A 13,156-nucleotide genomic window follows, 5' to 3' on the forward strand; every position below is an offset into this window, starting at 1 on the left:
CTGCCCTGGGGGTCAAGGGCCGGGGCCGGCCACCTGGACCAGGTCCTTCAGTTCCGCGTAGCGCTTCTCTCCGATCCCCGAGACCTCCTGGAGCTGCTCCACCGCCTTGAAGCCCCCGTGCTCGGTTCTGAACGCGATGATCCGCTCCGCCAGCACCGGCCCCACGCCCGGCAGCGTCTGCAGCTGCTCCTGCGTCGCCGTGTTCAGATCGATGAGCGCCCCCTCCCCGCCTCCAGGCGGAGCGGCCCCGGGTGCGGGAGGCGGTGGCTGCTCGTACTCCTCGCCGACCAGGATCTGTTCGCCGTCGGCCAGCGGCCGCGCCAGGTTCAGGGTTCCGGTGTCGGCGCCGTCCGCCACCCCGCCCGCCTCCTCGATCGCGTCGGCCACGCGGGCCCCGGCAGGAAGGGTCACCAGCCCCGGGTCGTTCACCTCCCCGCCGACGTGCACGGTCACCTCCCCCTGTGGTGCCGCGCCCTCGGCGCCCGGTGGAGCCGGATCGGCGGAGGACCGCGCCGCCGGGGACGGTTCGGCCGGTGCCGACGCCGCGTCCGCCTGCAGCCGGGGCGCCGGGTCGCTCGCGGGCGGCCCACCGAGCGTGAACCACGCCGTCGCCGCCACCGCCGCCGCGCAGACGAGCAGCAGCCCGCCGAGCCCGGCCCGCCCCAACCGGGCGCGTCCGTCCGGCGCGCTCAACTGGAGGCGCTCGGCCAGCAGCTCCGGCAGCGACGGCCGGAGCGACGCCGCAGTCGCCTCGGTGTACCCGAGCGGCAGGGGTTCCTCGCCGCCTTCGCGCCCCTCACGAGGCGCGGGCGGTCGGTGCCGGGGACGGGAGGGGCCGGGCCCAGGCGCGGGCGGATCCGGTGAGGGCGTGTCGGCGTCGAGGGCGTACGGCGGTGCCGGGAGGTCCACTTCGGGGACGGGCTCCTCGGCGGGGCCGGGCGGGGGAGGGCCGTCCGGCGTGACGGGGGAGGGACCGCGACCGTACTCCACCGGCCGCCCCGGCGGCGCGCCCGGGGCGGCGCCGCCGAGCTCGGTCACCGCGCGGTCCGTGTGCCCGGCGCCGGGGAGGACGGGCCCGGTACCCGTGGCCGAACGCAGGCGGTCGGCCGACGTGCTGTGCGCTTCGGAGCGGCGGCCTCCGCCGCGGAATGGGGACATGGGGCCAGCCTGCTCCGCATCCGCGCCGAACGGCGGCCCGACCGGCGCGCTGTGGACAACCGGCGGGGACGCCCCCGTCGCGCCAGGAGGCCCCCGATGATCTCGACGACAGTGCTGTCAAGTACGCCGGAATGGCAGCACTCTTGTCGAGATCATCGCGAAGGGGGCCGCTCAGGCGTCGCGGAACGGGACGCCCAGTTCACCGGTGGCCAGGGTCCTCAGCCAGGCCGCCATGCTCGCGTCGCGGGCGCGTTCCACCTGCGGGCGCAGCTCGGGGAACACCCGCCCCCACGCCATCGCCCTGGACACCGGCCCCAGCCGCAGTGCCGTCTGCGCCTCCTCGCGCAGCTCTGCCATCGACCCCCGGTCGCTCCACGGCTCCAGATAGGCGTCGCGCAGCCGCGCCAGCTCGGCCGGGGTCGCACCGTACTCGGCGGCCGCGAACCGCAGCGGCACCAGCAGGCTGGTGAACGGGTGCGCCACCGACGCGTCCCCCCAGTCCGTGAACCGGTACCCGCCCTCCAGCAGGAACACGTTGCCCATGTTCAGGTCGGAGTGGTCCAGCGTCAGCGGCACCGGCGACGCCGCGAGCCGCGCCCGCAACCGCTCGAACTCCGGGCGGAACGCCTCGACTCCCTCGCGGTCCCGCCCCAGGTGCGCGGACACGCCGCGGTCGGCCAGCAGTTCGTTCAGCAGCGCCCCCAGCCGCCGCGGCCGCAGGTCGGGCACGCCCAGGGCGAGCATGTCCCGCACCCGCGGCGCCAGCACCCGCTGCAGCTGGGCGTAGGCCCGCAGCACCGACTCCCACAGCCCCAGGTCGCGCGGGCGCCCCAGCAGGTCGACCAGCGGAGGCCCGCCGTCGGGCAGCAGCGCCCATCCGCGCTTGGCGTCCACCGCGACGGGGGTGAGCACCCGCCCCGGCGCCCACGCGTGCAGCGCCCCGGCCAGCGCGGCCTCGAAGTCGGCGCCCGGCGCCCCCGCCTTGAACCAGACGGTGCCCAGCGAGGTCGCGAAGCGGGCCGTGGTCGACCAGGGCCGCACCCGCACCCGCGGGGGCACCGGCAGCAGGCTCCCGCCGCGCTCGGCGATCCGGCCCTCGACCCACGCGGTCACCTCGCCCCGCGGCCCCGGGTCCTCCCAGAGGGAGAGCCGGAGCGCGGCGTAGTCGACATCGTCCACGACGACCACGCTAGATCAGGAGCCGCCCCGCGTCCCGGGTCCGGGCGGAGACATGGGAAAGCGGGCCGCCCCCGTGTCGGGGACGGCCCGCGCACGCCCGGTACGGGCCGGGCGCCCTGCCTACTTCTGGAGCTGCTCCAGGCGCTTGGCGATGGCGCTCTTGCGGTTCGCGGCCTGGTTCTTGTGGATGATGCCCTTGCTGGTCGCCTTGTCCAGCTGGCGGGCGGCGGCGCGCTGCAGGACGACGGCCTGCTCCGCGTTCCCGGCCTCGGCCGCCTCACGGAACCGGCGGATGGCCGTCTTCAGGGACGACTTGACCGCTCGGTTGCGCAGACGAGCCTTCTCGTTCTGCCGGATGCGCTTCTTCTGCGACTTGATGTTCGCCATGCGAAAACGTGCTCCAGTGAAATTTCGGGTGGTGGGATCCTGGCGCGCGGCCCCTACCGCGGGCAGCCGTTCCGCGGTGGGCCGGGCGTGGACCGGCACCGGGTGTATGAGACCGAAGGGCTCAATCGAACGTGGAACGTCCGAGACACGGACTTCCATTATGCATCCGCAGGGGGAGTGCTTCCGCCGTGCCGGGCAAGGGACACGTCACGGAGACACGTCGCTGGGACCGTCACAGCGCAGCGGTGCCCGGCCGCTCAGCCGGACGGCTCCACCCACTCGGACACGTAAGCGTCCCACTCCTCGTCCGAGGCCGTGTCGAGCAGGTACAGCGCCACACCGGCGTCCCTGTCGCGCATCCGCGGCGCCCCCGCCTTGGTCATGCCGATCCGCACGGCCTCCAGCGCCGTGGCGGCGTCCTCGCTCCCGCTCTCAGGGCCCCACTCCTCGCCCTCATAGGCCGGAATGCCGAAGCGCACCGCCGTGTCCTCGACCCTCTCCTCGTCCAGGGCCTCAGCGGCCTCCTCGACCTGGCGCACCATGTACCCGCCGTACATCGACCCGACGGGCATCCCCGAGCCGTGACCCGGTATGACGACCACGTCAGCGCGCTCGGCGACGCGCCGCAGGTACCCCTTGGACCAGTACCGCTCGCCCCTGTCGATCGCGAAGTAGGGCACCCGCAGCCCCGGTACCAGCTCCACCGGGAGCGCCTGCACCGACAGCACCGCGTCGTCCCCGATCTCCTCCCGGACCGACTCCAGGAGCACCGGGTAGGAGGGGTCGTTCACCGACACCGGCGCCACGTCCAGGTGGACGCCCGCGAACCCGGCCCCGGCCATGCTCCCCGCGGCGGCCGAAAGCTCCTCCCGCCCCTCCTCGTCGAAGCGGTCCTCCACCAGGGACGACCCGTCCGCCCGGTGCCGCAGCCACGCCAGCACCCGCACGTCGGGCAGCTCCTCTGCGGCCCATGCCAGGAAGTCCGCCGCCTCCTCGGACCCGCCTGCGCCCTCGACCGTGCCGTCCGCGCCGATCGTCCCGGCGAGCACGTACAGCTCGCCGATGCCCGCCCGCTCCACGCGGGCCTTGAGCGTGTCCCGGTCGCCCGCCCCGCGCTCCCCGGTCAGCCATTCCCCGGACAGCCAGGCGGCGTCCCCGCCGGCGCCCGCCGCCCAGTCGGCCTTGTCGCCGGAGAACCGCATGCCCAGCAGTGCCCCGGCCGCCACGACGACGACCAGCAGCGCGGCCACACCCGCCGCGACGCGCTTCAGCAGCCACTTCACCGCATGTCTCCCGTTCTCCCGCCGTCGCATAGCCTGTGACCCGTACGCCCGGGGACACGGCCCGCCCGTACCGCCCGGAGGCCCACCGCGGCCCCGGCCGCCGGTGGACATGGGACCATGGAGGGCGGTACCCGCGCAGCACGGCCGCTCACGCGCCCGCGCGCGCACCCCTGCGTACCGATACGACCGACGACGAAGGTGAACGGAGCACGGTGGCACAGCCGAAACGGACCGATCCCGCGCTGATCCGCAACTTCTGCATCATCGCGCACATCGACCATGGCAAGTCGACGCTGGCCGACCGCATGCTCCAGTTGTCCGGCATCGTCGAGGACCGCCAGATGCGCGCCCAGTACCTGGACCGCATGGACATCGAGCGCGAGCGCGGCATCACCATCAAGTCGCAGGCCGTGCGCCTGCCCTTCACCGCGCTCGACGACACCACCTATGTGCTGAACCTGATCGACACCCCCGGGCACGTCGACTTCAGCTACGAGGTCTCCCGTTCGCTCGCGGCCTGCGAGGGCGCCATCCTGCTGGTCGACGCCGCGCAGGGGATCGAGGCGCAGACCCTGGCCAACCTGTACATGGCCCTGGAGAACGACCTCGCGATCATCCCGGTCCTGAACAAGATCGACCTCCCGGCCGCCCAGCCGGAGAAGTACGCCGAAGAGCTGGCAGGGATCATCGGCTGTGAGCCCTCCGACGTGCTCAAGGTCAGCGCCAAGACCGGCGAGGGCGTCGAGGAGCTCCTCAACGAGCTGGTGCGCCAGGTCCCCGCTCCGGTGGGCGAGGCCGACGCCCCCGCGCGCGCGATGATCTTCGACTCGGTCTACGACACCTACCGCGGCGTGGTCACCTACGTGCGGGTCGTGGACGGGGCGCTGAGCACCCGCGAGCGCATCGAGATGATGTCCACCGGCGCCACGCACGAGATGCTGGAGGTCGGCGTCATCTCCCCCGAGCCCACCAAGGTCTCCGGCCTGGGCGTGGGCGAGGTCGGCTACATCATCACCGGCGTGAAGGACGTCCGCCAGTCCAAGGTCGGTGACACCATCACCTCGGCCGCCAAGGGCGCGACCGAGATGCTCCCCGGCTACCAGGACGCCAAGCCGATGGTGTTCTCGGGGCTCTACCCCATCGAGGGCACCGACTACCCGGTGCTGCGCGACGCCCTGGAGAAGCTTCAGCTCAACGACGCCGCGCTGACCTTCGAGCCGGAGACCTCGGCCGCGCTCGGCTTCGGGTTCCGCTGCGGGTTCCTGGGGCTGCTGCACCTGGAGATCACCCGCGCGCGCTTGGAGCGCGAGTTCGACCTGGCGCTCATCTCCACCGCGCCCAACGTCGTCTACCAGGTGATCATGGAGGACGGCACCGAGCACACGGTGACCAACCCCAGCGAGTTCCCCGAAGGCAAGATCGACCAGGTCTTCGAGCCCGTCGTCAAGGCGACCCTGCTCTCGCCGTCCGACTACGTGGGCGCGATCATGGAGCTGTGCCAGGGGCGGCGCGGCACCCTGCTCGGGATGGACTACCTGTCCGAGGACCGGGTGGAGATGCGCTACACCCTGCCCCTGGCCGAGATCGTCTTCGACTTCTTCGACCAGCTCAAGTCGCGCACCAAGGGGTACGCCTCGCTGGACTACGACACCTCCGGCGAGCAGGCCTCCGACCTGGTCAAGGTCGACATCCTGCTGCAGGGCGAGGCGGTCGACGCCTTCTCGGCGATCGTGCACCGCGACCACGCCTACACCTACGGCACCGAGATGACCAAGAAGCTGCGCGAGCTGATCCCGCGGCAGCAGTACGAGGTTCCGGTGCAGGCGGCCATCGGCTCCCGGGTCATCGCCCGCGAGAACATCCGCGCGATCCGCAAGGACGTGCTCTCCAAGTGCTACGGCGGCGACATCAGCCGTAAGCGCAAGCTGCTGGAGAAGCAGAAGGAGGGCAAGAAGCGCATGAAGATGGTGGGCCGTGTCGAGGTCCCCCAGGAGGCGTTCATCTCCGCGCTGTCCACGGGCTCGGAGCCCAAGGAGGACGCGAAGAAGAAGTAGGCCGCGCCCCGCACCCCCGGGGCGAAGGTCCGACGGCCGCCCGCGCGCGCTGCGCGGGCGGCCGTTCGCGTCAGGCGCCGGCGCCGGGGCCGGCGGCGGCCGCCGCCGCAGGGGTGGGGCCGGCGTTCGGGGGCACCGCGGTCGAGGCGCGCACGACCAGTTCGGGGTCGAACAGGTACTCGTCGTGCGAGACGGTGTGCCCGTTGATGGCGTCGGTCAGGCTGCGCACCGAGGCGTGCGCCATGGCCTTGACGGGCTGGCGCACCGTGGTCAGCGGCGGGTCGGTGAAGGCGATGAGCTGGGAGTCGTCGAAGCCGACCGCGGAGAAGTCCCGCGGGACCGACAGCCCGCGCTGGCGGGCCGCGCGGATCGCCCCCAGGGCCATCAGGTCCGACCCGCAGACCAGGGCGGTCGCCCCTTCGCGCAGCAGCCGCACGGCCGCCGCGTACCCGCCCTCGACGCCGTACTGGGCCAGAGTCACCAGGTGCTCGGGGTCGAGTCCGTGCCGCAGCATGGCCGCGCGGTAGCCCTGCCTGCGCCGCTGCACCGGGACGAAGCGCTCGGGGCCGCTGGCGAAGCCGATGCGGGTGTGGCCGAGGGTGGCCAGGTGGTCGACGGCCAGCCGGGCGGCCTCGTGCTCGTCGCACGAGACGAACGCCGCGGGGACGTCCTCGGCGTACCCGTTGACCAGCACGATCGGCAGTCCCTGGGAGGTCAGGCGCCGGTAGCGGTCGTGGTCGGCGGTGGTGTCGGCGTGCAGCCCGGACACGAAGATGATGCCGGCGACGTTGCGCTCCAGCAGCATCTCGACATACTCGTCCTCGGTGTTGCCGCCGGGGGTCTGGGTACCGAGCACGGGTGTGTACCCGTGCTGGCCGAGTACCTTCTCGACCTCTTGGGCGAACATCGGGAAGACCGGGTTGTCCAGCTCGGGCACGACCATGCCGACCAGCCCGGCCGACCGCTTGCGCAGCCGTGCGGGGCGCTCGTAGCCCAGCACGTCCAACGCGGTCAGCACCGCCCGCCGGGTCTCGGCTCCCACCCCCGGCTTGTCGTTGAGCACGCGGGACACGGTCGCCTCGCTGACGCCCGCGTGCCGGGCGATGTCGGTCAGTCGTGGAGCCATGGGCAGCACTCTAATGCAGAATTCTCGGCAATCCTCCGCAAGATTTGGGTAAGATTGCGCAAGCTCTTGCAGAGCTCAGGAACATCCGGGTGATCGTGGAGGTACCCCCGCATGCCGCAGTCCCCTACGTCCCAGGCCCTCCGTGCGCCGGAGGAGGCCTCCGGCGCCCGCGCCGACTGGTGGCGGGACGCCGCCATCTACCAGGTCTACGTCCGCAGCTTCGCCGACTCCGACGGCGACGGCGACGGCGACCTGCGCGGAGTCCGGCAGCGCCTGCCCGAGCTGGCCGCGCTGGGGGTGGACGCCGTGTGGCTCACCCCGTTCTACGTCTCCCCGCTGGCCGACGGGGGCTACGACGTGGCCGACTACCGCGACGTCGACCCGCGCTTCGGAACGCTGGAGGACTTCGACGCCATGCTCGAGGCCGCCCACGGCCTGGGGCTCCGCGTCATCGTCGACGTCGTCCCCAACCACACCTCCTCGGAGCACCGCTGGTTCGCCGAGGCCGTGGCGGCCGGACCCGGCTCCCCCGAGCGCGCGCGCTACATCTTCCGGCCCGGAAAGGGCCCAGACGGTGAGCAGCCGCCGAACAACTGGCGGTCCATCTTCGGCGGCCCGGCCTGGACGCGCCTGAAGCGCCCCGACGGCACGCCCGAGGAGTGGTACCTGCACCTCTTCGCCCCGGAACAGCCCGACCTGGACTGGACCAACGCCGAGGTGCGCGCCGAGTTCGAGGACGTGCTCCGCTTCTGGCTGGACCGGGGCGTGGACGGCTTCCGCATCGACGTCGCGCACGGGATGGTCAAGGACCCCGCGCTGCCCGACATCGACGACGGCGCCAAGCCGGACCTGCTGGACGGCTCCACCCGGCTGCCCTACTTCGACCAGGACGGGGTGCACGAGATCTACCGCGACTGGCGGCGGATCGTCGATTCCTACCCCGGCGAGCGCGCGCTCGTGGCCGAGGCGTGGGTGGAGGACTCCGAGCGGGTGGCGCGGTACGTGCGCCCCGACGAGCTGCACCAGGCCTTCAACTTCGAGTACCTGGGGGCCGGGTGGGACCCGCAGGAGGTGGCGCGGGTCATCGACGCGACCCTGGAGGCCAACGGGAAGGTCGGGGCGCCCACCACGTGGGTGCTGTCGAACCACGACGTGACGCGCCACCGCACGCGCTTCGGCGGGCCCGAGGGCGGGCTCAAGCGCGCGCGGGCGGCCGTGATGCTCACCCTGGCCCTGCCCGGCTCGGCCTACCTCTACCAGGGGGAGGAGCTGGGGCTGCCCGAGGTGACGGACCTGCCCGAGGAGGCGCTGCAGGACCCGACGTGGGAGCGCTCGGGGCGCACCGAGCGCGGCCGCGACGGCTGCCGGGTGCCGCTGCCCTGGGAGGGCGGCCGCGCCCCCTACGGCTTCGGGCCGGACGGCAGCGAGCCGTGGCTGCCGGTGCCGCCGGAGTGGGCGGGCCTGAGCCGGGAAGCGCAGAACGCGGACCCCGGGTCGGTGCTGGCGCTGTACACCGAGGCGCTGCGGCTGAGGCGCGGAGTGGTGGCCGAGACCCCCGGTGACCTCGGTCTGGAGTGGGAGCGGTCGGCCCGCGGCGTGCTGCGGTTCCGCCGCGGGGACCGGTTCGCCTGCGCGGTGAACATGTCGGGCGCCCCGGCCGAGCTGGACGGCGTCGGCGAGGTGCTGCTGGCCGGCGGCGGGGTCGAGCACCGGGACGGGGCCGCGGTGCTCCCGCCGGACACCGCGGTCTGGTTCGTGCCGCAGGCCGGGGCCTAACAGGAAGGACCCTTCCGAGGGAGGCGGCGGGCGCCGCCTCCCTCGTCGGCGTGCCCGCGAGGGGCGGGGCGCCGGGCCGGGTGCCGGGTCGGTCGGCGGCGCAAGCCGAACGCAAGACAGCGGCAAGGTTTCCGGGATGTTTCCGGATTGTGATGGAAAATACCTGCAATTTCTTGCAAGGCTTGCGGAAGGTAGGGGGCACGGGCGCGGCCCCGCTCCGCCGCCGCCGACACCGCGGGGACGGCCCCGCGGCCCCGCCGAACGGCGCCCCCGCCGTCCACCACCCCCGACCGCCGCTGCCAGGCGGAAGCGGCCGAGACGAGGAGAACCCCCGATGAGACCGAGAACCGCCACACCGCGCGCTCTCGCCGGCGCCGCCGCCCTCGCCCTCGCGGCGACGGCCTGCGGCTCCGGGGAGCCCGCCGAGGACGCCGCGGGCAGCCTGGTCATCTGGGCCGACCCCGAGCGCACCGACGTCCTGCAGCCCTTCGCCGAGGAGTTCGGCGAGGCCAACGGGGTCCGGGTCGAGGTGCAGTCGCTGCCCGTCGACGACATCCAGGGCGACTTCGTCACCGCCCACGAGGCCGGGTCCGGCCCCGACATCCTCGTCGGCGCCCACGACTGGATCGGCAACCTGGTCCAGAACGGCGCCATCGACCCGGTGCAGCTGCCCGGGGACGCCGCCGAGCGCTTCGACGAGGGCGCCGTCGAGGCCGTCACCTACCAGGGCCGGCTCTACGGCGTCCCCTACGCCATGGAGTCCCTGATGCTGGTCCGCAACACCGAGCTGGCCCCCGAGGCGCCCGCCACGGTCGAGGAGATGGTGGAGACCGGCACGGCCCTCAAGGAGGACGGCGAGGTCGAGGAGGCCCTCGGCCTCCAGGTCAGCCAGACCGGTGACCCCTTCCACCTGCAGCCCTTCTACACCTCCGCGGGCGGCTCCCTGTTCGGCACCGACGACGAGGGCGACCCCGACCCCTCCGACCTGGGCGTGGGAACCGACGCCTCGGTCGAGGCCATGGAGAAGGTCGCCGAACTCGGCGAGGAGGGCGAGGGCGTGCTCAAGCGCTCCATCGACGGCGACAACGTCAACGGCCTCTTCGAGCGCGGCGAGACCCCCTACTTCGTCACCGGCCCCTGGTCCCTGGCCGGGATCAAGGACGCGGGCGTGGACTACGCCATCTCGCCGGTCCCCGGGTTCGAGGGGATGGACGAGGCGCGCCCCTTCCTGGGCGTGCAGAGCTTCTTCGTCGCCTCCGGCGGCGAGAACAAGGTGCTGGCCGAGGAGTTCATCGTCAACAACGTGGCCCAGCCCGAACTGGCCACCGCGCTGTACGAGGCCGACCCGCGCCCGCCGGCGCTGCGGGAGGTCTTCGAGGCCGCCGAGGCCGACGACCCCGACCTGGCGGCGATGATGGAGGCCGCCGGGAACGCCGAGCCCATGCCCGCCATCCCCGAGATGAGCGCGGTCTGGGACCCGTTCGGCAAGGCCCAGGCGGCCGTCATCGGCGGTGAGGACCCCGCCGGTGCCGTGGACTCCGCCGAGCAGGCCATCTCCGAGCAGATCGGCTGATCCAGTGGCGAGGCAGAGCGGCGGGGCGGGCGCGCCGAAGGCGCCCGCCCCCCTCCCCGGAGCACGCCTGGTCCCGCGCGGCGGCATCGCCGGGCACCTGGTCAAGGCGGTGCTGCTGGCCGTGTCGGTGGGGGTCGCGGTGTGGGCCGCGCTCCCCCTGGCGGCGGCCGGGAACTGGATCGGACTGGCCGCCGTGGTGGCGGTCACCGCCCTGGTCTTCTGGATCTACCTGTCCAAGCGGCACATCCCCGCCAAGTACCTGCTGCCCGGCGTCCTGCTGCTGGTCGCCTTCCAGGTGGTGCCGGTGCTGTACACCATCGGCACGTCGGTCACCAACTACGGCGACGGTCACCGGGGCACCAAGGAGCAGGCGATCGCGCAGATCGAGGCGGCGTCGGTGGCGCAGGGCGAGGGTGCGGACGACTACGTGCTCACCCTGGCCGCGCGCGGCGGCGCCGCAACCGGCGACCTGGTCTTCCTGCTGACCGCGGACGACGGCCGGGTCCTCGCCGGGGACGCCGACGGCCTGGAGCCGGTGTCGGACGCGAGCACCGGACCCACCGGAAAGGTCACCGAGGCGGACGGGTACACGCTGCTCACGGCAGCCGAGGCGGGCGGGCGCAGCGAGGAGATCTCGGAGATGGCGGTGCCCGCCGAGGAGGGCACCGGAATCCGCGCCAGCGGGCTGTCGGCCGCCTACGAGGGCCGGGCGACGCGGGTCTACGACGCCGACTGCGACTGCATCACCGACACCTCCACCGGCGAGGTGTACACCGCGGACGACGAGCGCGGGGCGTTCTACAACGAGGACGGCGACCGCCTCTCCCAGGGGTGGCGGGTCGGCGTCGGCGCGGACAACTACGCGCGTGTGGTGGCCGACCCCGGGATCGCCTCCTCGTTCTTCTCCATCCTGGGGTGGAACGTGGTGTTCGCGGCGGGGACCACGTTCGGCGTGTTTGTGCTCGGCCTGTCCGTGGCGCTGGCGATGCACACCCGCCGGCCGCTGCGCGGCAGGACCGTGTACCGGCTGCTGCTGGTGCTGCCGTACGCGATGCCCGCGTTCGCGATGATGCTGCTGTGGCGGGACATGTTCAACGCCGACTTCGGGCTCATCAACCGGATGCTCGGCACGGACGTGGACTGGCTGGGCGGCACCGCCACCGCGCGCGCGGCGGCGCTGACCATCAACATCTGGCTCGGGTTCCCGTACATGTTCCTCATCGCCACAGGGGCGCTGCAGGCCATCCCCCGGGAGCTGGTCCAGGCGGCGCGCATCGACGGGGCCGGGGCCTGGCAGGCGTTCCGCAACGTCACGCTGCCCCTGCTGATGGTGGCGATGGCCCCGGTGCTGATCGCCACGTTCGCGTTCAACTTCAACAACTTCAACGCGATCTGGCTGACGACCGAGGGTGGGCCGTTCCCGTCGGACAGCCCCATGGCGGGGACGACGGACCTGCTGATCACCTACACGTACCGGCTGGCGTTCGGCGGGCAGAGCGCGCAGTACGGCTACGCCGCGGCGATCTCGGTGTTCATCTTCCTCATCGTCACCCTGATCTCCTATCTCAGCCTGCGCAGGAGCGCGGCGCTGGAAGAGGTGAACCGCTGATGGCGCAGTCGACGACGGTGCAGCGGCCGATGCGGCGCCGGGCGTCCCGCCGCACCTTCGGCCACATGTGGCGGCACCTGTTCCTGCTGGCGATGACCGCGTTCGCGGTGTTCCCGGTGCTGTTCGTGGTGTCGGCGGCGCTGAACCCGCTGGGCACGCTCAGCAGTGCGCAGCTCGTGCCGACAGGGGTGAGCACGGACAACTTCGCGCAGCTGCTCACCGAGACCCGCTTTCCCCGCTGGTACCTGAACTCGCTGGTGCTGGCGGTGTCGAACGCGGCGGCGACGGTGTTCCTGTCGGCGCTGGCGGCCTACGTGTTCAGCCGCTTCCGCTTCCGGGGGCGCCGCGTCGGGCTGTACGGGCTGCTGATCATCCAGATGTTCCCGCAGTTCCTGGCGATCGTGGCGATCTACCTGATGTTCTCGGCCGTCACCGACCTGCGGCCGGAGGTCGGGTTCGACACGCACTGGGGGCTGCTGCTCGTGTACATGGGCGGGGCGCTGAGCATCAACACCTGGCTGATGAAGGGGTTCTTCGACACCCTGCCGAGCGAGCTGGACGAGGCCGCCCGGGTGGACGGGGCCACGCACGCCCAGATGTTCTTCCGCATCCTGGTGCCGCTGGTGACACCGGTGCTGGCGATCGTCGGGCTGCTGGTGTTCATCGCGACGGTGAACGAGTTCATCATGGCGAGCGTGTTCCTGCGCGACCCGGACTCCCAGACGGTGGCGCTGGGGCTGGCGGCGATGGTCGCCGACCAGCGGGACAGCAACTTCGGCATGTTCGCGGCGGGGACGCTGCTGCTGGCGCTGCCGGTGCTGGCGGTGTTCTGGTACCTGCAGCGCTTCATCGTCGAAGGGCTGACGAGCGGAGCCGTGAAGGGGTAGGTATGTGGGCCCCGCCCGCCAGAAGGGCGGGGCCCGCCGACCCGTCGGAGGCGGGGCACCCGTGAGGGGCGGTCGGGGAACCAGGGGGGTCCGTGCCGCGTCGGATGTGTGGTCCTGTCAGGAC

10 protein-coding genes are annotated in these 13,156 nt (G+C 72.7%); 5 read left to right on the forward strand and 5 right to left on the reverse strand.

Translation table 11 applies throughout. The features are described 5' to 3' along the window. Positions 1-12 precede the first annotated feature (12 nt). The 4 genes from O4U47_RS00255 to O4U47_RS00270 form a co-directional block, all read right to left on the reverse strand. The gene (locus O4U47_RS00255) at positions 13-1,158 is read right to left on the reverse strand and encodes a helix-hairpin-helix domain-containing protein (RefSeq protein ID WP_270674805.1); all 1,146 of its coding nucleotides are present in this window, start codon (positions 1,156-1,158) and stop codon (positions 13-15) included. Positions 1,159-1,329: 171 nt separating this feature from the next. Continuing rightward, complete coding sequence (locus O4U47_RS00260; protein ID WP_270674808.1) at positions 1,330-2,337, reverse strand: aminoglycoside phosphotransferase family protein; 1,008 nt, start codon at positions 2,335-2,337, stop codon at positions 1,330-1,332. Between the two features lie 120 nt (positions 2,338-2,457). Further along, complete coding sequence (gene rpsT / locus O4U47_RS00265) at positions 2,458-2,724, reverse strand: 30S ribosomal protein S20 (RefSeq protein WP_270674811.1); 267 nt, start codon at positions 2,722-2,724, stop codon at positions 2,458-2,460. A gap of 257 nt (positions 2,725-2,981) precedes the next feature. After that, positions 2,982-4,007 carry a hypothetical protein gene (locus tag O4U47_RS00270; protein ID WP_270674814.1) on the reverse strand — a complete coding sequence of 342 codons (1,026 nt, stop codon included), beginning with the start codon at positions 4,005-4,007 and terminating at the stop codon, positions 2,982-2,984. 212 nt (positions 4,008-4,219) lie between these two features. Between O4U47_RS00270 and lepA the strand changes: the two genes are divergently transcribed. After that, positions 4,220-6,061 (forward strand): translation elongation factor 4, encoded by a 1,842-nt coding sequence (gene lepA, locus O4U47_RS00275; protein WP_270674816.1) that lies wholly within the window; start codon positions 4,220-4,222, stop codon positions 6,059-6,061. Positions 6,062-6,131: 70 nt separating this feature from the next. Here lepA and O4U47_RS00280 read toward each other — a convergent pair whose 3' ends face one another. After that, positions 6,132-7,187: a LacI family DNA-binding transcriptional regulator gene (locus O4U47_RS00280; RefSeq protein ID WP_270674818.1), complete on the reverse strand. Its 1,056-nt coding sequence runs from the start codon at positions 7,185-7,187 to the stop codon at positions 6,132-6,134. A gap of 111 nt (positions 7,188-7,298) precedes the next feature. On the opposite strand from O4U47_RS00280, the gene O4U47_RS00285 reads away from it, so the two are divergent. The 4 genes from O4U47_RS00285 (at position 7,299) to O4U47_RS00300 (ending at position 13,032) form a co-directional block, all read left to right on the forward strand. After that, a complete protein-coding gene (locus tag O4U47_RS00285; protein ID WP_270674820.1) occupies positions 7,299-8,963 on the forward strand; it encodes a glycoside hydrolase family 13 protein in 1,665 nt (554 codons plus the stop codon). 334 nt (positions 8,964-9,297) lie between these two features. Then, the gene (locus O4U47_RS00290; protein WP_270674824.1) at positions 9,298-10,536 is read left to right on the forward strand and encodes a sugar ABC transporter substrate-binding protein; all 1,239 of its coding nucleotides are present in this window, start codon (positions 9,298-9,300) and stop codon (positions 10,534-10,536) included. 4 nt (positions 10,537-10,540) lie between these two features. Further along, complete coding sequence (locus O4U47_RS00295; RefSeq protein WP_270674826.1) at positions 10,541-12,145, forward strand: ABC transporter permease subunit; 1,605 nt, start codon at positions 10,541-10,543, stop codon at positions 12,143-12,145. Further along, positions 12,145-13,032: a sugar ABC transporter permease gene (locus O4U47_RS00300; protein WP_408638903.1), complete on the forward strand. Its 888-nt coding sequence runs from the start codon at positions 12,145-12,147 to the stop codon at positions 13,030-13,032. Before O4U47_RS00295 ends, O4U47_RS00300 begins: the two co-directional genes overlap by 1 nt. The last annotated feature ends 124 nt before the right edge of the window (positions 13,033-13,156 follow it).

Source organism: Nocardiopsis suaedae, from assembly GCF_027706745.1.
Classification (GTDB): Bacteria; Actinomycetota; Actinomycetes; order Streptosporangiales; family Streptosporangiaceae; genus Nocardiopsis_A; species Nocardiopsis_A suaedae.

Bases quoted from the DNA above. Each gene is read 5' to 3' on its own strand.
- O4U47_RS00255 (WP_270674805.1), bottom strand. From the start codon at position 1,158: ATGTCCCCATTCCGCGGCGGAGGCCGCCGCTCCGAAGCGCACAGCACG.
- rpsT (WP_270674811.1), bottom strand. From the start codon at position 2,724: ATGGCGAACATCAAGTCGCAGAAGAAGCGCATCCGGCAGAACGAGAAG.
- O4U47_RS00280 (WP_270674818.1), bottom strand. From the start codon at position 7,187: ATGGCTCCACGACTGACCGACATCGCCCGGCACGCGGGCGTCAGCGAG.
- O4U47_RS00285 (WP_270674820.1), top strand. From the start codon at position 7,299: ATGCCGCAGTCCCCTACGTCCCAGGCCCTCCGTGCGCCGGAGGAGGCC.
- O4U47_RS00290 (WP_270674824.1), top strand. From the start codon at position 9,298: ATGAGACCGAGAACCGCCACACCGCGCGCTCTCGCCGGCGCCGCCGCC.
- O4U47_RS00300 (WP_408638903.1), top strand. From the start codon at position 12,145: ATGGCGCAGTCGACGACGGTGCAGCGGCCGATGCGGCGCCGGGCGTCC.